The organism is Nonomuraea sediminis, assembly GCF_018531495.1.
In the GTDB taxonomy this organism is placed as follows: domain Bacteria; phylum Actinomycetota; class Actinomycetes; order Streptosporangiales; family Streptosporangiaceae; genus Nonomuraea; species Nonomuraea sediminis.
Genome location: NZ_JAHDTI010000002.1, coordinates 88,442 through 109,408 on the forward strand (window position 1 = coordinate 88,442; position 20,967 = coordinate 109,408).

The following is a 20,967-nucleotide window of genomic DNA, read 5'->3' on the forward strand; positions in this document are numbered from 1 at the left end:
TCATTGCGGCCATTCGGCGGCTGATGTGACGATGAGGGCATGTCCACAGTCCGCCGGGTCGTCATCGCGGTCTTCCCCGATGTCGACCTGCTCGATGTCACCGGTCCGGCCGAGGTGTTCGCGCTGGCCAACCGGGAGACCGGCGGGCGGGCGGGCTACCAGGTGCAACTGGCGGGGCGAACGTCCGGCGTGGTCACCACGTCGGCCGGCGTCCGGCTGGTCACGGATCTGTCGTTCGCCGAGGTCGACGGCGTGCTGGACACGTTGCTGGTGCCCGGCGCGGTGGACCTGCACCCCGCCGGGCCGGTCGCCAGGATCGACCGGGACGTCGTGGCGTGGCTGAAGGAGGCCGCGCCGCTGGCACGCCGGGTCGCCTCGGTGTGCGTGGGCGCGCACCTGCTGGCGGAGGCGGGCCTGCTGGACGGCAAGACGGCCACCACCCACTGGTCGACCGCCGCGCAACTGGCGGCCGCCCACCCGGCGGTGACGGTGGATCCCGATCCGATCTTCGTACGGTGCGGCAACGTATGGACCGGAGCCGGGATCAGCGCCTGCATGGATCTCGCGCTGGCGCTGGTCGCCGAGGACCTGGGCGAGGAGGTCGCCCTGGCGGTGGCCAGGCAGCTGGTCATGTACCTCAAGCGTCAGGGCGGCCAGAGCCAGTTCTCCGTCCCGTTGAGCCAGCCCCCCGCCTCGCGCAGGGACATCGACGAACTGCGGATGTTCATCGCCGATCACCTGGACGGCGACCTGTCCGCGGAGGCCCTGGCAACCCGGATGTGCCTGAGCGAACGCCACTTCGCCCGGGTCTTCCGCCAGGAGACCGGCACCACCCCCGCCGCCTACGTCGAGGCCGCCCGGGTCGAGGCGGCCCGCCGCCTGCTTGAGAGCACCGACCGGCCCCTCGACCAGGTGGCCACCGCCTGCGGACTCGGCTCGGTGGAAACCCTCCACCGGGCGCTGCGCAAGCAGATCGGCACCACCCCGGCGGCCTACCGCCGCCGGTTCCGCACCAGCTGACCACCCTTCCATCGGGTACGGCCGCGCCGTACCCGCCGTTCACCCTGCCTGAAAAGGAGCACAGCTATGACCGCTTCCACGAGCCTGCGTGACGTGATCGGCCTGGACAGCGAGCTGCCCCGGCTCGCCGACGCCACCCTCGTCATGATCGACTTCCAGAACACCTACCGCACAGGCGTCATGGCACTGGAAGGCGCCGAGCAGGCCCTCGCGGCCGGGGCCCGACTCCTGGCGGCCGCGCGCGCCGCCGGCACCCCGGTCATCCACATCGTCAACGACGGCGGCGAGAACACCCCCTACGACATCCGCGCCGAGATCGGCGCCATCAGCGCCGAGGTCGCCCCCGCCGACGGTGAACCCGTCGTGGTCAAGCAGTTCCCCGACGCCTTCCACGACACCGAACTGGAGAAGACCCTGTGCGAGCTGGGTGCGGGCAAGGAACTCGTGCTGGCCGGCTTCATGACCCACATGTGCGTCGCCTTCACCGCCCAGGGCGCCTTCAATCTCGGCTACCGTCCCACCGTCGTCGCCGAGGCCACCGCGACCCGGCCGCTGGCCGCGCCCGACGGCACCGTCCTGCCCGCCGCCTCCCTCCAGACCGCCGCCCTGACCACCATCGGCGACCTGTTCGGCACCATCGCCCCCACCGTGGACGACCTCACCGCGTAGCTCCGAAGATCAGGCCCTGTACGGCCGGCCGCATGGCGCGCGCGTCAAGCTGTACGGCCGGCCGCGCGCGTCAAGCTTTACGGCCGAGGTCGCCGCGGCGGGGACGAGGGTCAGGACGGGCGGATGAGGCCCCGCTTCGTGGCGGCGGCGACCGCGGCCGTGCGGGAGTCGACGCCGAGCTTGGCGTAGATGTGCACCAGGTGGGTCTTGATCGTGGTCTCGCTGAGGAACAGCTGCTTGCTGATCTGCCGGTTGGACAGGCCCGCGGCCACGTGGCCGAGCACCTCCAGCTCGCGGGGACTCAGCGTGGCCTCCGGCGTCCTGACCCTGCCCAGCAGCCGCGAGGCCACGCTGGGCGCCAGGACGCTGCTCCCGGCCGCGGCCGAGCGGATGGCGGCGTGCACGTCCTCCGACGGCGCGTCCTTGAGCAGGTATCCGGTCGCGCCCGCCTCGATCGCGGCCACGATGTCGGCGTCGGTGTCGAACGTGGTCAGCACCAGCACGTGCGGCCCGCCCAGGGCGACGATCTGCCTGGTCGCCTCGCTGCCGTGCATGCCGGGGCCGAGCTGCAGGTCCATCAGCACCACCTCGGGCATGAGCCGCCCGGCAAGCTCGAGGCCCTCTTCCCCGGTGCCGGCCTCCCCGACCAGTTCGAAGTCGGGTTGACCGCTGATCATGGCGCGGATCCCCGACCGCACTACGGGATGGTCGTCCACGAGCACGATGCGGATCATCTCGTCGCCTCCGCGGGCAGGGGCAGCGTGGCGGCGACCGCGGTGCCCTCGCCGGGGGTGCTCTCCACGGTCAGCGCGCCGCCCAGCGACGCCGCGCGGTCACGCATCGCACGCAGGCCGTACCCCGACGTTCGGGGGTCGAAGCCGCGCCCGTCGTCGTAGACGTCCAGCACGATCATGTCCTCCAGGTAGGTCAGGGTCACCCGGGCGTGCAGGGCGGCGGAGTGCCGGCTGACGTTCCCCAGCGCGCCCTGCGCGATGCGCAGCAGCGCCAGGTCGTAGTCGGAGGGCAACGGCACCGGCGTCCCCGACACCTCGAACCGCACCCTCGTGTCCGTGCCGGCGACGGCCGACTCGCTGATCCGGCGCAGCGCGGCGGTCAGCGAGGAGCCTTGCAGGGCGGGCGGGGCGAGCGCACGGACGAAGTTGCGCGCCTCCTCCAGGTTGTCCTGCGCGGCGCGTTCCGCCTCGGCGATGCGCCTGTCCGCCTCCTCGGGCTGTTCCGCCAGGTCCCGGCGGGCGGCTCGCAGCAGCAGGATGATGCTCGACATGCCCTGCGCGAGGGTGTCGTGGATCTCCCTGGCCAGCCGCTCCCGTTCGGCCAGCCGGGCGGTGTCCGCTTCGGCTTCCACGAGCTTGCCCCGGGTGCGGACCAGATCCTCGATCAGCAGGCGGCGTTGCTCGCTCTCGGCGTACAGCGCCTTGTAGACCAGGGCCATCAGCGTGGCCACGCCCGCGCCGATGACGGGACCGATCACCCGGGAGGCGGTCAGGCCTCCTTCCTGCCAGGCGATGGCCAGCACGGCCGCGGCCGTGAGGAGCACCACGCCCGGCAGTGCCGCCACCAGCGGCAACAGGTGCAGGTAGGCGAAGAACAGGGGGAAGGCCAGCCAGATGTACTGCGGCGCGGCCAAGGCGAGCGCCGCCCATCCGAGCGTGACGGCGCCCAGCCAGATCCGGCCGAGCAGCAGATGGATCCGCCCGCCGAAGTGCGGAAGCCGGCCCTCGATCACGATCCCCGCGGCGTACAGCAGGCCGAGGAGCGCTCCTCCTGCCATCAGCGGCCATTGGCCGTGCTGGGCGACGCCGATCATCGCCACGGCGAGCAGGATGGCGAACGTGCCGTGGACGACCCATCGCAGCAGCAGGAGAGCGGGCGGGAACGGAAAGTCCATCATTTCTCACCCAGCGTAGGCGACCGCCCGCACTGGCAGCATCGTTCAAAAGGTGTATTCCGGGCCGACCGATTGAGCGAGCGGGTACGGGCCTTCCTCACGATGTGCGCTCGGGGCGCCACCCCTCAATCTGGACCTCGTCACTATCGACCCAGACACAACGGGGGAATGCGCCGTGTTCGTGGCGCTCAGAGATCTGCGCTTCGCCAAGGGAAGATTCGCGCTGATGGGCGCCGTAGTCTTCCTCATCACCCTGCTCGTGACCATGCTGTCCGGCCTGACCGCGGGCCTGGCCAGGGAGAACATCTCGGCGGTGGAGAACCTGCCCGCCGACCGCATCACCTTCGACAGCGGCGCCAAGCCGTCCTTCGCCGACAGCCGGATCACCGACCGGACCTGGCAGGAGTGGCGCAACGTGCCGGGAGTCGCGGCCGAGCGCCTCGGCGTCTCGATGGGACGCCTCTCCCGCGGCGACAACGGCGTCGCCGCCGCCGTCTTCGGCGTCGAGCCCGGCGGGAAGCTCGCGCCGCGGCAGGTCGAGACCGGCAAGGTCGTCCTGTCCGCGGGGCTGGCCGAGGACAGCGACCTTTCCGCCGGCGACACGGTCACCATCCTCGGGCGCACCTTCACCGTCTCCGCGACCGGCCCGAGCGCCTCCTACAGCCACACGCCGGTCGCGTGGATCGGCATCGAGGACTGGCAGCGGATGAACCAGCAGGACGCGATCGCCACCGTGCTGGCCCTGCGCACCACCGGCGATCCCGACCTCTCCGCCGCGGACGCGCGGCTGGGCACCACGACGGTCGCGCTCGCCGACGCGCCCGCCGCCATCGGCTCGTTCTCGTCGGAGAACGGATCGCTCCAGCTGATGCGCGGCTTCCTGTTCGCGATCTCCGCGCTGGTCATCGGGGCGTTCTTCACGGTCTGGACCATCCAGCGGCGCGGCGACGTGGCGGTGCTCAAGGCGCTCGGCGCGAGCACCGGATACCTGCTGCGGGACGCGCTCGCCCAGGCCGTCATCGTGCTGCTCGTCGGGGCCGGGCTCGGCGGCGCGCTGGGAGCCGGGCTCGGTTCGCTGGCAGAGGGCACCGTCCCGTTCGTGCTGTCCGCCGGCACCACCGTGGCCCCGGTCGCGGTGATGATCGTGCTGGGAGCGGCCGGGGCCGTGCTGGCCATCCGCAAGATCACCTCCGTCGACCCGCTGATCGCACTGGGAGCCTCCCGATGACCCTCGCACTCACCGACATCGTCCTGACCTACCCCGACGGAGATCGCACGCTGACCGCGCTCGACCGGGTCGACCTGACCGTGGAGGCGGGCAGGTTCACCGCAGTGGTGGGGCCCTCGGGCTCGGGCAAGTCGAGCCTGCTGGCCGTGGCCGCCACGCTCGTCACACCGTCCTCGGGCACCGTGCGCGTGGCGGGCCGCGACGTGACCGGCCTGAGTGGGGCCGCCAGAACGCGCGTCCGGCGCGACCACATCGGGATCGTCTTCCAGCAGCCCAACCTCCTGCCCTCCCTCACCGCGCTCGACCAGCTGCTGGTCATGGCGCACCTGACGGGCGCCTCGCCTCGGGCGGCGGCCCTGCGAGCTCAGGAGCTGTTCGACGCGGTCGACCTCAGGGGCAAGGAGCACAAGCGCCCCCACCAGCTGTCGGGTGGCGAGCGGCAGCGCGTCAACATCGCCAGGGCGCTGATGAACGGGCCGGAGGTCCTGCTCGTCGACGAGCCCACCAGCGCGCTGGACCATGAGCGCGGTGAGCGGATCGTCTCGCTCCTGGCCGAGCTGACCCGGCGCAACGACCTGGCCACGGTGATGGTCACGCACGACCTGGCCACGCTCTCGATGGTGGACACCGTACTGACCATGACCGATGGGAGGCTCAGCCAGGACACTGTGGCGGGCCTGGTGCCTTGACGTCGCGTGTCCGTTTCGCGAACATCGCTGTCCGCTGTGAGCCTGTCGTGGCAGGCACCGGCTTCCTAGTGTCGAGGTCGTTCACGACAGGAGGACGCGATGACCACGACCGATCTGCCGGCCCTCGCCGGCCACTATGCCGAGCATGGCTACGTACTCGTGAAGGGGCTGCTGACCAGGGATGAGGCGGCGGACTACCGCCGGGTCGCCCATGAGCTGCTCCAGCGGCTGAACCGGGACGAGAACCCGACCTGGGGTGCGGCCGCCGAGATCGCGGCCGGTGCGCCGACCCGGCTGCAGCATCTGCACGACGCGCAGTTCCACGCCGCGGCGTTCTCCCGGCTGCTGGTGGACGAGCGGTTCACCTCGGTCGCCGCGGCCGTGCTCGGGGTGCCGAACGTGCAGCTGCACCACACCAAGCTGTTCGTGAAGCCGCCGGAGAACGGCTCACCGTTCCCTTTGCACCAGGACCACCCGTTCTTCCCGCACACCCACCACCGGGTCGCCGCGGCGATCTTCCACCTGGACGACGCGCCGGAGCGCAAGGGCTGTGTCCGGGTCGTGCCGGGCAGCCACCTGCAGGGGCCGCTCGAGCACGACCCCGAGGGCAGCCATCACCTCACCGACGTGCCGTTCGAGTCCGCGATGCCGCTGCCCGCCGAGGCGGGGGACGTGCTGTTCTTCACGTACCTGACCGTGCACGGCTCGGGGGTGAACGTCAGCGACGAGGCCAGGACCACTTGGCTGGTGCAGTTCCGTGACCCGGCCGACCCGCCGGCGACCCAGGACCACGACTGGTCGCGGGGGCAGGGCATGATGCTGGCGGGAGTGGACCCGACGGGCGGGAGACGGGATTGAGCCTGGCGGACGTGGCCGGTGCCGGCCGGCTGCCCGAGCTGGCCGGCCTGCTGGACACCTGCCAGGTCGCAGGGTTCAGGGCCGACTTCGTCAGCTGGGGGTTCTACCCGAAGCTGGCCTGGCGCAACTACTGGCACCGGCACTCCTTCCACGAGGTCTGCCTGGCCTACACCGGCGCGGGCCGGTTCAGCGTCGGCGGCGAGCACCATGAGGTCGGCACCGGTGACGTGTTCCTGGCCAGGCCGGGCGACGTGCACGAGATCGAGTCGAGCCAGGCGGACCCGCTCGGCATCGCCTACTGGGGGTTCACCCTGCGGGGCGGCCAGGACGCGCCTGGCCCGGACGAGCGTGGCTGGTGGTCGGGCCTCACCGACGCGGCCGGTCCCGTGGTGTCGCGCCGTACCGGCTCGCTGGCCGAGGTCGTCACCGCACTGGCCGGGTACGCCGACCCGGTGCGGTCCGGGTACGACGCCGGGCTGGCCGGGCTCGGCGCCGCGCTGGTGGTGGACACCGCCAGGGCGTTCGCGAGCGAGGACGACCTGCGGGTCGACCCGCCGCCCAGGGAACTGCCGTCCCGGGTGGTGACGGCGATGCGACGGCACCTCGCCGACAACCTGTGCCGGCCGGTGCGGGTCAGGGACGTGGCCGCCGCCGTCCACCTGTCAGAACGGCACGCCGAGCGGCTGTTCCGTGAGCAGACGGGCGCGTCACTGATGGCGACCCTGCGCAGGATGCGGCTCGAGCTGGCCGCCACCCTCCTGCTCGACCCCGCCCCCACGGTGACCGAGGTGGCCAGAGCCTGCGGCTATCCCGACGTCCGCGCCTTCAGCACGGCCTTCCGCCGCCTGCACGGCCACTCCCCCCTCGAACATCGCGCCCACATCGGAACCCTGCACATCTAAGGCGCCGAGGCGGGTGCTGAGGACGCTGGAGGACATGCGCTCGCATCGGCGCCCCAGTTCGCGGAAGCCCGCCGGGGGCCTGGCAGCATAGTGGTTCGAAAATCAAAGCAGGAGTACGGCATGCCGCGCATGGACCAGGAACCATTGATGAGTGAGCGCGGCCTGCCTGTCGCGATCGTCCGCGCGTGCCTGCGCGACGGCAGAGGCGGCAGCCCCACCGCGGTGATGGACGAGGCACCGCTGAGCGACGACGAGCGCCGTCGGGTGCCGGTGCTGATGGGAACATCGCACGCCGTCTTCGTCTCTGCTGACAACGCCCTGCGCTTCTTCACCGCCGAGGGCGAACTGCCCGCGTGCGGTCACGGGACCGTGGCCGCCCTGGCCTTCCTCGCCGAGCGCGCCGGGGGCGAGGAGTACCGGGCGACCCTCCACGCCTCGGGGCGCGCCTTCCCCGGCTGGTGCGTGTGGGAGAAGGAACAGGTCAACGCCACCTTCGAAGCCGGGCCCGTCGACCTGCGCGAGCCGACCGCGATCGAGCGCGACCTCGTCCTGCCCGCGCTCGGTATCACCTCCGACACTCCCGATGCCCGCGTCGCCGCGGTGGGGCGGGCGCGGATGCTGGTTCCCGTCGCCACGCGATCCGCGCTCGCCGCCCTCGACCCGGACCTCGAGCGACTGCGTGCCGCCTGTGACCGGCTCGGCTTCCTGGGCTGCTACGTCTACTCCGCGCCGACGCGCACCGGCCGGGTCGCGGCCCGCATGTTCGCCCCGTCGATCGGCGTCCCCGAGGACATCGCCAACGCCAACAGCACCGCCTGCCTGGCCGCTCACCTGGCCGGCCAGGGCATCACCCACCTCGACGTCGACATGGGCGACTCCCTCGGCAGCCCCGCCAGGATCACCGCCGGCGCCGAGCACAGTCCGCTGATCCACCTGAGCGGCACCGCGGAGATCACCCGCATCGCCCGCCTGCCGTAGCCGCCCCGGCCGGATATGTACGTCTCATACAGAAGATCCACGGTGACCTGCGTAATCCCTCCTCAGCTCATCTGCGAGAGACTGTGAAGGTACGGCCCGGTCCGCAGGCGGGGCCGACGGCTTTTGGTGGGTTTCCCACAACTGGAGCCAGGTAACGTGCGCTGACTGCTACATGGCACTGCCCGTTGTTAGACGGAAGGGTGAAGACTGCCGGGGACTGCCGTGTCGCGGCGCGTACATCGTTGATCTACAGGAGGGCTCTGTCGCGTGTTCAGTCGTGTCGCCATCGTCAATCGTGGTGAGGCCGCGATGCGGCTCATCCACGCTGTCCGGGAGCTGGCCGCGGAGACCGGGACACCGATCGAAACCGTCGCCCTGTACACCGACGTCGACCGCACCGCCACGTTCGTGCGCGAAGCCGACCTCGCCTACGACCTGGGCCCCGCGTCCGCCCGGCCGTACCTCGATCTGAACGTGCTTGAGCGTGCCCTGGTGGAGACCGGGGCCGACGCCGCATGGGTCGGCTGGGGGTTCGTCGCGGAGGATCCGGCGTTCGCGGAGCTGTGCGAGAAAGTCGGGGTCACCTTCGTCGGACCGAGCGCGGACGCCATGCGCAGGCTCGGCGACAAGATCGGCGCGAAGCTGATCGCCGAGGAGGTCGGCGTGCCGGTCGCGCCGTGGAGCCGGGGTGCGGTCGAGACCCTGGACGCCGCGCTGGCGGCGGCGGCCGAGGTCGGCTACCCCCTGATGCTGAAGGCCACCGCGGGCGGCGGCGGGCGCGGCATCCGCGTGATCACGAACGCGGCCGAGCTCACCGACGCCTACGAGCGCACCAGCCAGGAGGCCGCGCGGGCGTTCGGCAGCGGCGTCGTGTTCCTGGAGCGCCTGGTCACCGGCGCCCGGCACGTCGAGGTCCAGGTGATCGCCGACGGCGAGGGCACCGCGTGGGCGCTCGGCGTCCGCGACTGCTCGGTGCAGCGCCGCAACCAGAAGGTCATCGAGGAGTCGGCCTCGCCGGTGCTCAGCCCCATGCAGGCGGCCGAACTCAAGGCCTCGGCGGAACGGCTGGCCGTCGCGGTCGGCTACCGCGGCGCCGCGACCGTCGAGTTCCTCTACCACCCCGGCGACAAGCTGTTCGCCTTCCTCGAGGTCAACACCCGCCTGCAGGTCGAGCACCCGATCACCGAGTCCACCACCGGGTTCGACCTGGTCAAGGCACAGCTGTGGGTGGCGTCCGGCGGCAGGCTGGAAGGCGAGCCGCCGGTGGAGCGCGGCCACGCCATCGAGGCCCGGCTGAACGCCGAAGACCCCGACCGCGACTTCGCGCCCTCCCCCGGCCGCATCGCGCGGCTCGACCTGCCCGCCGGGCCGGGCATCCGCGTCGACACCGGCGTCAGCGAGGGCGACACCATCCCCGCCGACTTCGACTCGATGATCGCGAAGATCATCGCCTACGGCCGCGACCGCGACGAGGCGCTCGGCAGGCTGCGCAGGGCGATGAAGCAGACCACGGTGATCATCGAGGGCGGTGCGACGAACAAGAGCTTCGTGCTCGACCTGCTCGACCAGCCCGAGGTGATCGACGCCAGCGCCGACACCGGCTGGATCGACCGCGTCCGCGGCGAGGGCAGGCTCGTCTCCCACCGGCACTCCGGCGTCGCGCTGGCGGCGGCCGCCATCGAGGCCTACGAGGAGGAGGAGCGCGCCGAGCGGCAGCGCCTGCTGTCGACGGCGTTCGGCGGACGCCCGCAGGTGCAGCACAAGAGCGGCCGGCCGCTCGAACTCAAGCTGCGTGGTGTCGGCTACCGCGTGCGGGTCGCGCGGGTCGGCCCGCTCCGGTTCCGGATCGCCATCGAAGCGGGTGACGACGTCCGCACGGCCGACGTCGAGCTCGACCGCTTCGACGAGCACACCGGGCAGATCATCGTGAACGGCACGCGGTACCAGCTGCTCACCGCCACGCACGGGCCGATCCACCTGGTCGAGGTGGACGGCGTCACGCACCGGGTCAGCCGCGACGAGGGCGGCGTCGTCCGCTCGCCCGCGCCCGCGCTGGTCGTCGCCACGCCGCTGGAGGTCGGCGCCGAGGTCGAGGCGGGCGCGCCGATCCTGGTGCTGGAGAGCATGAAGATGGAGACGGTGCTGCGGGCGCCGTTCAAGGCGCGGCTGAAGGAATGCGCCGTGTCCGTGGGCAGCCAGGTGGAGACCGGCGCGCCGCTGCTGCGGCTGGAGCCGCTCACCGACGCCGAGGTCGAGGACACCTCGGCCGTAGGCTCCGTGGAGCTGGACCTGCCCGCCGTACCCGGGACCGCCCTGGCGCGGGAGCGCGTCAGGCGCGGGCAGGAGGACCTGCGCAGCCTGCTGCTCGGCTTCGACCTCGACCCGCGCGAAGAGCGCCGGGTGCACCACGACTACCTCACCGCGCGCCGTACGGTCATCGAGGAGGGCCACCGGCCGCTGGCCGAGGAGCTCGAACTGCTCCAGGTGTTCGCCGACCTGGCCGAGCTGAGCCGCAACCGGCCGGCGGGCGAGGACGGCGGCGGCGACGAGCACGTGCACAGCGCCCGCGAGTACTTCCACACCTATCTGCAGAGCCTCGACGTCGAGCGGGCCGGGCTGCCGGAGGCCTTCCAGGTCAAGCTCGCCAAGGCGCTCGGGCACTACGGCGTCACCGAGCTGGAGCGCACCCCCGAGCTCGAGGCCGCGGTGTTCCGGATCTTCCTGGCCCAGCAGCGCGCGGCCGCCGACGCCGCGGCCGTCGCGACGTTGCTGCGCGCGTGGCTTCGGGAGCCGCCGCCGGACGAGACGCTGCGCGAGCCCGCCGGTCTGGCGCTCGAACGGCTGCTGGCCGCGACGCAGGTCCGCTTCCCGGTGGTCTCCGACCTGGCGCGCGGCGTGGTGTACGCCTGGTTCGGCCAGCCGCTGCTGCGCCGCAACCGCGCCCGCGTCTACGCCAACGTCCGCAAGCACCTGCGTCAGCTGGACGCGAACCCTGGCACGCCGGACCGCGCCGAGCGCGTCGCCGAGATGGTGCGCAGCACCGAGCCGCTGGTGCGGCTGCTCGGCCAGCGGCTCGTCCGCGACGACCTGGACAACGCGATCATGCTGGAGGTGCTCACCAGGCGGTACTACGGCAACAAGGCCATCACCGGCGTCCGCACCAGCCAGGTCGCGGGCTGCACGTTCGTGGTCGCCGAGCGCGTGGGCTCGAGCGTGATCTCCTCCGCGGTGAGCTTCGAGACGCTGGGCAGCGCGCTGCGCGGGCTCGCGGAGCTGGCCGTCGGCGAGGAGGCCGTCGACGCCGACATCTACCTCGCCTGGGAGGGGCAGCCGGAGGACTTCGACGCGATGGCGGCCGCGCTGCACGAGGTCGTCAGCGCGCACCCGCTGCCGAGCCAGGTCCGCAGGCTCACCGCCACCGTCGCCGGGCGCGGCGGCGAGGTGATGCACCACCACTTCACCTTCCGCCCGTCCGACACCGGGATGACCGAGGATCGGCTGATCCGCGGCCTGCACCCCTACATCGCGCAGCGCATGCAGATGGAGCGGCTGAGCAAGTTCGACCTCACCCGGCTGCCGTCGTCGGATGAGGAGGTCTACCTCTTCCAGTGCGTGGCGAAGGAGAACCCGTCCGACGAGCGGCTCGTCGCGTTCGCGCAGGTGCGCGACCTGACCGAGCTGCGCGAGCACGACGGCAGGCTGGTCTCGCTGCCGACGGCGGAGGGCGCCGTCGCCGCCTGCGTCGACGCGATCCGAACCGCGCGGTCGCGGCGCCCGTCCAACAGGCGCCTCAACACCAACCGGATCGTGGTCTACGTCTGGCCGCCCAGCAACATCACCCGCGAGGAGCTGGAGCTGATCGTCCGGCGCGTGCTGCCGACGACCACGGGCGCCGGGCTGGAGGAGACCCTGTTCATCGCGCGGCAGCGCGACCCGGAGACGGGCGCGCTGTCCAAGATCGCCGTCCGCATCGCCCTCGACGCCACCGGTCGCGCCGAGGTGACCATCGGCGAGCCGTCGGACGAGCCGATCGAGCCTCTGGACGGCTACCGGCAGAAGGTGCTGCGCGCGAGCAGCCGCAACACGGTCTACCCGTACGAGCTGACCGGCATGCTCGGCGACTTCGTCGAGCACGACCTCGACGACGAGCACGCGCTGGTGCCGGTCGACCGGCCCAAGGGGCGCAACACCGCGGCGATCGTCGCGGGCGTGGTCACCACGCAGACCCCGCGCCACCCGCAGGGTGTCACCAGGGTCGTGCTGCTCGGCGACCCGACGAAGTCGCTCGGCGCCCTGTCGGAGCCGGAGTGCCGCCGCGTCATCGCCGCGCTGGACCTGGCCGAGCGGATGCGGGTGCCGCTGGAGTGGTACGCGCTGTCGGCCGGCGCCCGGATCTCCATGACGTCGGGCACGGAGAACATGGACTGGGTGGCCGCGGCGCTCAAGCGGATCGTCGAGTTCACCCAGGACGGCGGCGAGATCAACATCGTGGTCGCGGGCATCAACGTCGGCGCGCAGCCGTACTGGAACGCCGAGGCGACGATGCTCATGCACACCAAGGGCATCCTGGTGATGACGCCGGACTCGGCGATGGTGCTCACCGGCAAGCAGGCGCTCGACTTCTCCGGCGGCGTCTCCGCCGAGGACAACTTCGGCATCGGCGGCTACGACCGGGTGATGGGCCCCAACGGGCAGGCGCAGTACTGGGCGCCGAACCTGGCCGCCGCCAGGGACGTGCTGATGTCGCACTACGACCACACCTATGTGGCGCCCGGCGAGCAGGCGCCGCGGCGGGCGACGACGACCGACCCCGTCGACCGCGACATCTCCGACTTCCCGCATGTCGTGGCGGGCAGCGACTTCGCGCGCGTCGGCGAGATCTTCTCCGCCGAGCTCAACCCGGACCGCAAGAAGCCGTTCGACATCAGGACCGTGATGCGGGCGCTCTCCGACCAGGACCACCCGGTGCTGGAGCGCTGGGCGGGCATGGCCGACGCGGAGACCGCGGTGGTGCAGGACGTGCACCTCGGCGGCATCCCGGTGTGCCTGCTCGGCATCGAGTCACGGTCGGTGCCGCGGCGCGGCTTCCCGCCCACCGACGGCCCCGACACCTACACCGCGGGCACGTTGTTCCCCCGGTCGTCGAAGAAGGCCGCGCGGGCGATCAACGCGGCCAGCGGCAACCGGCCGCTGGTGGTGCTGGCGAATCTGTCAGGCTTCGACGGCTCGCCCGAGTCGATGCGGAAGCTGCAGCTGGAGTACGGCGCCGAGATCGGCCGCGCGATCGTGAACTTCCGCGGGCCCATCGTGTTCTGCGTCATCTCCCGCTACCACGGCGGCGCGTTCGTGGTGTTCTCCAAGGCGCTCAACCCCAACATGACCGTGCTGGCGCTGGAGGGCTCGTTCGCCTCGGTGCTCGGCGGCGCGCCCGCCGCCGCGGCGGTGTTCTCCGGCGACGTCAACGCCCGTACCGCGGCCGACCCGCGCGTGCGGGACCTGGAGGCCCGTGTGGCGGCCGCCTCCGGTGCCGACCGGGCCGCGTTGACCGCGGAGCTGGACGAGCTGCGCTCGTCGGTCCGCGCGGAGAAACTCGGTGAGGTGGCCGCGGAGTTCGACCGGGTGCACAACATCCAGCGCGCGGTCGAGGTCGGCTCCGTCGACGCCGTCATCCGCGCCGCCGAGCTCCGGCCGCGCATCATCGAGGCCATCGAGTCACGCCTGCGCTGACCGCGCGAAGGCCGGCCGTACGTCGTGCGGCCGGCCGGCGTGGATCACTTGCGCGCCGCCAGGACGATGAGTACCCCGGAGATGACCCCGGCGAAGAACGGGGACGGCACGAGAAGCACGCCGCCCAGCGCGCACCACGCCGCGACGGCCCAGCCGATCCAGGCGGGCACGGCCACCCCGCGTCCTGCCAGGTGCCAAATCAGGAAACCCAGGAGAATCAGGGGTACGGCGAAGCCTCCGGGACCGGCCCAGAAAGTGACCTTGTTCTGCAGGGACGCCACCGTCTGAACGGCGCCCCCGCCCGCGTCGAGCGGGACGGCCGCCCACATCCCTCGTTCCACCCAGCCGATGACGTCCTTCCAGGCGAGGAACGCCAGTAAGGCCAGGTGTCCTGATCCCAGCACGATCATGATCCCGCTCGCCCAGCGGAGCTGGAGCTTCCTGGAGTTCATCGGGTGGTCCCTTCTGCGGCGCGGTCGCGCCAGGCTTGTTCCCAGAGCCGGGTCAGGGCCGGGTAGACGATGAGGTAGCGGAAGGGCGCGATGGCGGCCATGTAGAGCCGCCCGAACCGTCCGTTGGGCTTGACGAGTACGGTCATCCGCAGTTCGTATTCGCCTTCGGCGCCTTGCACCCAGCCGAGGTGCATCACGGTGTGCACGGTCTCGTTCGCCAGCTCGCGAGCGGCCTCGCGGTCGAGCTCGTAGACCGCTTTGAGGGGCATGCTGTCGTCGTCCGCGCCGCGGGGAGCGTCGCGGAGGTCGCCGGGCAGGCGGTCGCGGAGCGAGGCGACCCGCCGGCCGACGCCCGCTGATGGCTTGTCCCAGCCGAGGAGTCCGCCGAGCTTCCATCGAAGGTCGAACAGGAACCTCACCGGCCGGGGCTGCTTCTCTATTCCGCCGGCGACTCGCAGAGCCGCGAGCATCGCGGGGAAGTCGTCGGGGCCGGCTCCTGGAGTGCGGTAGGACCACACGTCCTCGACCGTGAAATCCCGCGTGAGTTCGTGGATGCGCCACGGGCGGGAGGTGTGCGCGGTCTTCGGCAGCTTCACGACAGCCTCCTTCTATGTTGACCGACATAGGCTATATCCATCAACATCGGCCCTTCCATCCGGCATACGCGTAAATGGTTGGACAGCGCACACCCGCCGAGCCCATCGTTGGCGGCATGCCACAGGAGATCTGGGACCTCGAGGCCGCCCAGCGCTATGACACGCCGGGCACCGGCATGTTCGCGCCCGAGGTTCTGGGGCCGACCGTGGACCGGCTGGCCGAACTCGCGGGCGACGGGCAGGCGCTGGAGTTCGCCATCGGGACCGGACGCGTGGCCGTGCCGCTCGCCGAGCGAGGGGTGCGCGTCACCGGCATCGAACTGTCACCCTCGATGATCGACCGGCTGCGGACGAAGGCGGACGAGGCCACGATCCCGGTGATCGTCGGCGACATGGCCACCGCCGTCGTCCCGGGGCAGTACGCGCTGGTCTACCTCGTCTACAACACGATCTCCAACCTGCTCACGCAGGCCGAGCAGGTCGAGTGCTTCCGCAACGCGGCTCGCCACCTCGTCCCCGGCGGCCGGTTCGTGATCGAGCTCTGGGTGCCCGAACTGCGCAAGCTCCCACCGGGCCAGGAGGCCACGGTCTGGCAATGCGAGCCCGGCTACATCGGCCTGGACACCTACGACGTGCTGCGCCAGCACGTCGTGTCACACCATTTCAGGTTCGACGAGAGCAACCAGGCCCAGCTGTTCCGCAGCCCGCACCGCTACATCTGGCCTGCCGAGCTCGACCTCATGGCCCAGCTGGCCGGGTTCGAGCTGGAGGCCAGGCACGCGGACTGGTCAGGAACCGAGTTCACCGCCGAGTCCCGCTCCCACGTGTCCGTCTACCGCGTTCCCCCCGCCGGTCGCATCATGTAGACGTCGATCGGGTCCTCGGCTTCCACCACGAACCCGTGGCGCTCGTAGAGCCGGCGCGCGGCACTACCCTGCAAGACGTTCAAGCCCACGGCCACGCCCTGCGCATCGGCCCCCTCCAGCACCGTGCGCAGAACCGCGGACCCCAGCCCCTGCCCCTGCCGGTCCGGAGCAAGGTAGAAGTGCTCCAGCCACTGCCGACCTTCAACGGGCCGAACCGTGACACATCCCACGAGCTCGCGGTCGATCTCGATGATCGACGTATGCTCCGCGGAGAACGAATCCCGCAGCCGCTGCCGCACCCGATGCTCGTCATAGCGCCCAAGTCGCTCCAGATCCGCCCGCAGCACCGCGGCCCGCAACTCCGCGATCACCTCAACATCCGCCACCACCGCAGCCCGCAACCCCCAGCCATCCACGCCCGAAGTATCCCAGCCCACCCTTTTTCGAAAACACCGGGTTGACCTTACGGACTCGCCTGACAGTTTCCTGTGAATCGCCGCTGTCAGACGTGACGAATGACCCAGAGTGACCACACACAAGCCCTCGAGCGGGGCGGCATCATGCACGTAGACGGCACTTCCGACATCCGGGCGCAGCCTCGAGGCGGTTAAGCGATTACTTACCGTACAACTTGACCGAACACGCGTTCGCATGACTTGATCAACTCGTCCTGCTTCAAGCTGCGAACCACAGGAGATGACGTATGAGGCGGATGTCAGTCGTGTTAGCTGTCGGCCTGCTGAGCTCCGGCATCATCGCCACACCAGCCCAAGCGGCCAGTACAACGAACGCTCTGGCCTCTGATATACCGACCGCACAGCAGGTGGCGACGTTCTGGCTCGGAGACGGCGGGGCCAACCTGATGAACGCCACCCCGTACAGCGTCCAGACCGTCATCACCGACGGGGCCCTTCCGTCCGGCGGCATCGTGCCCGATGGCAAGCCCACCAGCGTGCCGCCCCTGGCCCCGCCCGCCTCCCGTCTCGCGAACGACAAGACGCCCGCCACCACGGGCAAGGTATTCTTCGTCGGCGCCGACGGCCAACCGCACTGGTGCACGGGCACCGCCGTGCAGTCGGCTTACCGCAACCTGGTCGCCACCGCGGGGCACTGCGTATACGACACCCAGTCCGCCCTCACCACACTCGACAAGTGGGTATTCGTTCCTGGCTACGCCGACGGCACGACTCCGTCGGGCCTTTACGTCGGGAAGCAGGTCTTCACCCACTTCGACTTCGCCTCGTACGAGGACTACGACCGCGATTACGCCTTCGTCAACGTCTACAACGGCGTCGTCTCCGCCCCATCAGGGGGGCTCACCAACCTCGGGAGGTTGGGCGACAGCGTCGGCGGACAGGGTGTGGCTTACAACCAGCCGCTGTCCACTCCGGTCGACGTTTTCGGCTATCCGGCCGGCACGCCGCCTTACACGGGCGAGAAGATTGAATCGTTCAAGGGTGAGACGTTCAGCGTGAAGATCCCCAGCTTGAAAATCGAGGAGGGCATCGGCGTCGATTCCAGGGTCCCCGGCGAAGGCTCCCTCGGCTCGTCCTGGCTGGTGTCCTACAGCGACGGCGCCAGACTCGGCTACCTCAACGGGATCACCATCAGCGTCGCCGACACCGACGGCGACCTGAGCTACGACACGAGTGTCTCCCCGTACTTCGATGGCGAATTCGGCGAGGTCTACGCTTCCGCCGCCAGGATCTGGACCGGCTCGATCGCGTAACCGGGTGGTGCGGCGGTGGGTGAGGCCGTTGTGGTCGAGGTGTTCGAGTAGGGGTGTGGCGACACGCCCAGCGCGGACGCTTGCCGTGGTCGACGTGCCCCGCGGTGGCGATCACGTGCATGCGAGCACCGCCGCGGCGAGGTCGTCGTCCTGGTCGGCGGGGACCGAACGCAGGTCGAGCAGGAGCCGCCCGCCGGTGACCCGGCCGACGACGGCGGGATCGCCCTGTCGCAGCGGCGGCCCCAGCCGTTCGGGCAGCTCCAGAGCCACGCTGGGCAGCTCGCGACCCGGCGCGCCCCCGCCGCCCACCACCGAGGTGGAGTCCACCACGGCGCAGCCGAGCCTTTCCGCCAGCCGCCGCGCCCGGAGCCGGAGTTCATTCACGCTCTGGCGCAGCGCCACCCGCGTCGGCGAATCCGCGCGCAACGCGGCTCCGAGCGCCGCCAGCGTGAGCTTGTCGACCCGCAGGGCCCGAGCCAACGGGTGCCCGCGCAGCAGGTTGACCAGGTCAGCGCGGCCGAGGATCAGCCCGGCCTGTGGGCCGCCGAGCAGCTTGTCCCCGCTGGCGGTGACCAGGGCGGCGCCTGCCCTGAGCGTGCTGCGCGCGTCCGGTTCGCCGGGCAGCAGCGGCTCGGGCTCGAGCAGCCCCGACCCGATGTCCGCGATGACCGGCACCGGCAGGCGGCTCAGCTCCGCCACCGAGGCCGCCGCGGTGAAGCCCTCGATCCTGAAGTTGGACGGGTGCACCTTCAGGATGAAAGCCGTGTCGGGGCCGATCGCGTCGCCGTAGTCGCGGGCGGTGGTCCGATTCGTGGTGCCCACCTCGTGCAGCCGCGCGCCGGTGGACTCCAGCAGATCGGGCAGGCGGAAGCCGTCGCCGATCTCCACCAGCTCGCCCCGGCTGACGACGATCTCCCGTCCCGCCGCCAGCGCGGTCGCCGCCAGCACCAGCGCGGCGGCGTTGTTGTTGACGACGTGCACCTCTTCCGCGTCCGGTACGGCTGCCGCCAGCACGGCGAGCGTCGCGCGCCCCCGCCGCGCGCGCTCCCCGGTGACCAGGTCAAACTCCACGTCGGTGCATCCGGCGGCGCCCGCGAGCGCGTCGACGGCGGCGGCGCAGAGCGGCGCGCGGCCCAGATCGGTGTGCACGAGCACGCCGGTCGCGTTGATCACCCTTCTTGACCCGGTGAGCGCCGACAGCGTGGCCGCCACCACGTCCTCGGGTGCGATCTCTCCGTCGCGGGCCCGCTGCTGCGCGGCCGTCACGACGGCCTTGACGAGGGTACGGCTGGCCCCCGCGGCGGCCCGCGCGATGCGGGGATCGCCGAGCAGCACGTCGGTGCGCGGGATACGGCGTCGAGGATCCATGCTCACCACCCCGGCCGAGCGGAGGCACACAGGAATCGAAGGTGCCCGACCGGACACCGGATGGCTCACGCTCAACGGATGCGGACGATGACCTTGGTCCGCCGCGACAGGGCGGGCGGGCCGATGAACGGGAGCGCGATCTCCAGCAGTTCGGGCACCTGAGCCAGCGACGAGACCAGCGGACCTGGATCTCCCTGCGCGAAATGGCGCCGGGTGAGCAGGGGCGCCTGGGCGGCTTCAAGCGGCCGCACGGTGCACTCCCTGGTCTGCGGCATACCAGGTAACCTCCGGATCAGCTGAATCCGTTTTCACGATAAAGCCTGGCATCGCATACCAGCACCCGCCATCCAGGCAGCGTCATAATCCTGTAAGGCTCGATCCATATATGAATTGCCGCAAATAGCGGGCTTTCGCCGCCCACCACCGCCGCCAGCACGTCCCTGCCGAGCCGCGAGGCGACGATCGCCGGCACGCCGAGCAGCACCGCGACGACCACCGTCCGCCGGCCCCGCGACCACGTCGCGCGCAGCACGCCGTCCACGCCCCGATGGCGACCGGCCGCGGTGCCGAAGATGACGAGATGGGCGAGCAGCATCAGGAAATAGGTCCAATGCCACAGGTAGAGGCCCGACTTCGGCGCTCTGCCGAAGTCGGGCGGGAGCTTCCATGCCGCGTTCTGCGCCTCCCCTCGACCTCGGTCGAATACAGGGAGTGACGCTGCCCTTTACGGAACGCGAACGCTTGACCCGGCTCTACCAGAACGAGGCATACGTGACCAGGGATGCCGTGTCGAGCCTGGTCACCGCCGTGTAGCAGGCGACGTCGCGGACGTAGGCCATGCTGGCCGAGGTGGTCCACACGGTCAGCAGGTTGCAGTATTCGGGGCCCGGGCCGTACGCGGTGACCTGCACGTTGTCAGGCAGGGTGCCGACCTTCGGGAAGGTCACCAGGCGCAACCCCGTGCCCGCGGTCTGGACGGTGTTCACCGCGCCCACGCTGTTGAAGTTGATCCCGGCAGGCACGGGAGCGTACGGGCCGGGGTTGGCAGGCACGTTGTCGAAGGTGTAGGCGAAGAGCTTGGGCGGGATCGCCGCGCCGTAAATCGCGCGCCGGCGCTGGTAGGTGAGGCTCCAACCGGTCTTGAGCGGGCCGTTCAGCGCGTCGTGGCAGACAACTTCCACCGTCTGCGCGCCCGCGACGACGGGTGCCGCGGGCCATGCCCTGACCTTGCATCTGGCGGGCTGCTGCGGGTCGGCCGCGGTCACCTGGACGCCGCCCTCCGGGCCGGGCGTGCCGAGGCCGGGAAGCACGACCCGCCAGGCGTTGACGGCGATGGGGACGACCGTGTTGATCCCTCCGGCCGAGTTGAACTGGGTGACGATCGATCCCGGCATGTAGTGCACATAGCCGAAGCCCTGGGGAGCGGGCAGGAGGCCGGTGCTCTCGTTGTACACGATCGAGAACGGCACGGCCGCCGGGCTGCCGCCGAACTTGTAGCACTTGACCGAGACGATCTCGTCCGGACCTGACGGCCACCACTTGCCCGCCTGGCACCAGACGGCGGCGTCGATGACCGCGGTCACGTGCACGACGCCGCCCGGGCCGGCGATCTGCGGGAAGCGGACGAAGGTCTCGCCCGGCACGCCGGGGCTGACCGTGACGTTGAAGCCCGCGGGCCAGCTTCCGGCCTGATGGCTGGGGTCTGGAATGCCGGAAGGGATGTTGACGTAGGCGAAGCCCCAGCGGTTGGGCACCGCTGCCGCCGCCGTGCCCGTCGCCAGGAAACCGGATCCCGCGAGCAGGACTGTCACGCATAACAGGTACAGGCACAGGGATCTGAGTCGGCGCATTGTCACTCTCCGTCCGTCTGGGGAAGTCGCCGAGCTCGGTAATATCCCGATTTTTCCTTGTTGAATAGGCCCCAAATATTCTTTTTGTTGAAGTTTGCAACACCCCGAGTTAAGGGCGAACTCTAA

19 protein-coding genes are annotated in these 20,967 nt (G+C 70.8%); 10 read left to right on the top strand and 9 right to left on the bottom strand.

Translation table 11 applies throughout. The annotated features are described in order from the left end of the window. Positions 1-39 precede the first annotated feature (39 nt). The gene (locus KIK09_RS08530; protein ID WP_214318178.1) at positions 40-1,020 is read left to right on the top strand and encodes a GlxA family transcriptional regulator; all 981 of its coding nucleotides are present in this window, start codon (positions 40-42) and stop codon (positions 1,018-1,020) included. A gap of 66 nt (positions 1,021-1,086) precedes the next feature. Next, positions 1,087-1,689 (top strand): isochorismatase family protein, encoded by a 603-nt coding sequence (locus KIK09_RS08535; RefSeq protein ID WP_214318179.1) that lies wholly within the window; start codon positions 1,087-1,089, stop codon positions 1,687-1,689. 110 nt (positions 1,690-1,799) lie between these two features. On the opposite strand, the gene KIK09_RS08540 is transcribed toward KIK09_RS08535, so the two are convergent. Both KIK09_RS08540 and KIK09_RS57495 read right to left on the bottom strand, forming a co-directional pair. Then, positions 1,800-2,423, bottom strand: coding sequence for a response regulator (locus KIK09_RS08540; protein WP_214318180.1), 624 nt, complete (start codon positions 2,421-2,423; stop codon positions 1,800-1,802). Next, positions 2,420-3,601, bottom strand: a complete 1,182-nt coding sequence (locus KIK09_RS57495; protein WP_250572864.1) for a sensor histidine kinase — start codon at positions 3,599-3,601, stop codon at positions 2,420-2,422. Before KIK09_RS57495 ends, KIK09_RS08540 begins: the two co-directional genes overlap by 4 nt. Before the next feature lie 172 nt (positions 3,602-3,773). Here KIK09_RS57495 and KIK09_RS08550 point away from each other — a divergent pair, with 172 nt between their 5' ends. The 6 genes from KIK09_RS08550 to KIK09_RS08575 all read left to right on the top strand — a co-directional run bounded on the left by KIK09_RS08550 (position 3,774) and on the right by KIK09_RS08575 (position 13,980). Continuing rightward, entirely contained in the window at positions 3,774-4,826 is a 1,053-nt protein-coding gene (locus KIK09_RS08550) for an ABC transporter permease (RefSeq protein ID WP_214318181.1), read from the top strand. Then, positions 4,823-5,515 (top strand): ABC transporter ATP-binding protein, encoded by a 693-nt coding sequence (locus tag KIK09_RS08555; RefSeq protein ID WP_214318182.1) that lies wholly within the window; start codon positions 4,823-4,825, stop codon positions 5,513-5,515. The genes KIK09_RS08550 and KIK09_RS08555 overlap by 4 nt, the downstream gene beginning before the upstream one ends. A 99-nt stretch (positions 5,516-5,614) precedes the next feature. Continuing rightward, complete coding sequence (locus KIK09_RS08560) at positions 5,615-6,373, top strand: phytanoyl-CoA dioxygenase family protein (RefSeq protein ID WP_214318183.1); 759 nt, start codon at positions 5,615-5,617, stop codon at positions 6,371-6,373. After that, positions 6,370-7,275, top strand: coding sequence for a helix-turn-helix transcriptional regulator (locus KIK09_RS08565; protein WP_214318184.1), 906 nt, complete (start codon positions 6,370-6,372; stop codon positions 7,273-7,275). Before KIK09_RS08560 ends, KIK09_RS08565 begins: the two co-directional genes overlap by 4 nt. Before the next feature lie 147 nt (positions 7,276-7,422). Further along, on the top strand, positions 7,423-8,253 hold the full coding sequence (locus tag KIK09_RS08570; RefSeq protein WP_214318185.1) for a PhzF family phenazine biosynthesis protein: 831 nt from the start codon (positions 7,423-7,425) through the stop codon (positions 8,251-8,253). A 267-nt stretch (positions 8,254-8,520) separates the two neighbouring features. Further along, on the top strand, positions 8,521-13,980 hold the full coding sequence (locus KIK09_RS08575) for an ATP-binding protein (RefSeq protein WP_214318186.1): 5,460 nt from the start codon (positions 8,521-8,523) through the stop codon (positions 13,978-13,980). A gap of 44 nt (positions 13,981-14,024) precedes the next feature. Here KIK09_RS08575 and KIK09_RS08580 read toward each other — a convergent pair whose 3' ends face one another. Together KIK09_RS08580 and KIK09_RS08585 are read right to left on the bottom strand one after the other, a co-directional pair. Then, complete coding sequence (locus KIK09_RS08580; protein ID WP_214318187.1) at positions 14,025-14,432, bottom strand: DUF6463 family protein; 408 nt, start codon at positions 14,430-14,432, stop codon at positions 14,025-14,027. After that, complete coding sequence (locus KIK09_RS08585) at positions 14,429-15,028, bottom strand: DUF2867 domain-containing protein (RefSeq protein ID WP_214318188.1); 600 nt, start codon at positions 15,026-15,028, stop codon at positions 14,429-14,431. The genes KIK09_RS08580 and KIK09_RS08585 overlap by 4 nt, the downstream gene beginning before the upstream one ends. Positions 15,029-15,144: 116 nt before the next feature. On the opposite strand from KIK09_RS08585, the gene KIK09_RS08590 reads away from it, so the two are divergent. Beyond that, positions 15,145-15,894 carry a class I SAM-dependent DNA methyltransferase gene (locus KIK09_RS08590; RefSeq protein WP_214318189.1) on the top strand — a complete coding sequence of 250 codons (750 nt, stop codon included), beginning with the start codon at positions 15,145-15,147 and terminating at the stop codon, positions 15,892-15,894. On the opposite strand, the gene KIK09_RS57500 is transcribed toward KIK09_RS08590, so the two are convergent. Further along, a complete protein-coding gene (locus KIK09_RS57500) occupies positions 15,861-16,310 on the bottom strand; it encodes a GNAT family N-acetyltransferase (RefSeq protein WP_308163983.1) in 450 nt (149 codons plus the stop codon). The two genes, KIK09_RS08590 and KIK09_RS57500, sit on opposite strands and share 34 nt — an antisense overlap. 446 nt (positions 16,311-16,756) lie before the next feature. Here KIK09_RS57500 and KIK09_RS08600 point away from each other — a divergent pair, with 446 nt between their 5' ends. Next, positions 16,757-17,623, top strand: coding sequence for a trypsin-like serine peptidase (locus tag KIK09_RS08600; protein WP_250572865.1), 867 nt, complete (start codon positions 16,757-16,759; stop codon positions 17,621-17,623). Between the two features lie 111 nt (positions 17,624-17,734). Here KIK09_RS08600 and selA read toward each other — a convergent pair whose 3' ends face one another. From selA to KIK09_RS08620, 4 genes are all read right to left on the bottom strand, one after another. Beyond that, on the bottom strand, positions 17,735-18,991 hold the full coding sequence (gene selA, locus KIK09_RS08605) for an L-seryl-tRNA(Sec) selenium transferase (protein ID WP_214318192.1): 1,257 nt from the start codon (positions 18,989-18,991) through the stop codon (positions 17,735-17,737). Positions 18,992-19,062: 71 nt separating this feature from the next. Beyond that, on the bottom strand, positions 19,063-19,242 hold the full coding sequence (locus KIK09_RS08610; protein ID WP_214318193.1) for a hypothetical protein: 180 nt from the start codon (positions 19,240-19,242) through the stop codon (positions 19,063-19,065). Between the two features lie 41 nt (positions 19,243-19,283). Continuing rightward, the gene (locus KIK09_RS08615; RefSeq protein ID WP_214318194.1) at positions 19,284-19,586 is read right to left on the bottom strand and encodes a hypothetical protein; all 303 of its coding nucleotides are present in this window, start codon (positions 19,584-19,586) and stop codon (positions 19,284-19,286) included. A gap of 157 nt (positions 19,587-19,743) precedes the next feature. After that, entirely contained in the window at positions 19,744-20,841 is a 1,098-nt protein-coding gene (locus KIK09_RS08620) for a hypothetical protein (protein ID WP_214318195.1), read from the bottom strand. Positions 20,842-20,967 lie beyond the last annotated feature (126 nt).

Coding starts and splice junctions, on each gene's coding strand:
- KIK09_RS08530 (WP_214318178.1), top strand. CDS start 40: ATGTCCACAGTCCGCCGGGTCGTCATCGCGGTCTTCCCCGATGTCGAC.
- KIK09_RS08535 (WP_214318179.1), top strand. CDS start 1,087: ATGACCGCTTCCACGAGCCTGCGTGACGTGATCGGCCTGGACAGCGAG.
- KIK09_RS08540 (WP_214318180.1), bottom strand. CDS start 2,423: ATGATCCGCATCGTGCTCGTGGACGACCATCCCGTAGTGCGGTCGGGG.
- KIK09_RS57495 (WP_250572864.1), bottom strand. CDS start 3,601: ATGATGGACTTTCCGTTCCCGCCCGCTCTCCTGCTGCTGCGATGGGTC.
- KIK09_RS08555 (WP_214318182.1), top strand. CDS start 4,823: ATGACCCTCGCACTCACCGACATCGTCCTGACCTACCCCGACGGAGAT.
- KIK09_RS08560 (WP_214318183.1), top strand. CDS start 5,615: ATGACCACGACCGATCTGCCGGCCCTCGCCGGCCACTATGCCGAGCAT.
- KIK09_RS08570 (WP_214318185.1), top strand. CDS start 7,423: ATGAGTGAGCGCGGCCTGCCTGTCGCGATCGTCCGCGCGTGCCTGCGC.
- KIK09_RS08580 (WP_214318187.1), bottom strand. CDS start 14,432: ATGAACTCCAGGAAGCTCCAGCTCCGCTGGGCGAGCGGGATCATGATC.
- KIK09_RS08590 (WP_214318189.1), top strand. CDS start 15,145: ATGCCACAGGAGATCTGGGACCTCGAGGCCGCCCAGCGCTATGACACG.
- KIK09_RS08600 (WP_250572865.1), top strand. CDS start 16,757: ATGAACGCCACCCCGTACAGCGTCCAGACCGTCATCACCGACGGGGCC.
- selA (WP_214318192.1), bottom strand. CDS start 18,991: ATGGATCCTCGACGCCGTATCCCGCGCACCGACGTGCTGCTCGGCGAT.
- KIK09_RS08615 (WP_214318194.1), bottom strand. CDS start 19,586: ATGCTGCTCGCCCATCTCGTCATCTTCGGCACCGCGGCCGGTCGCCAT.
- KIK09_RS08620 (WP_214318195.1), bottom strand. CDS start 20,841: ATGCGCCGACTCAGATCCCTGTGCCTGTACCTGTTATGCGTGACAGTC.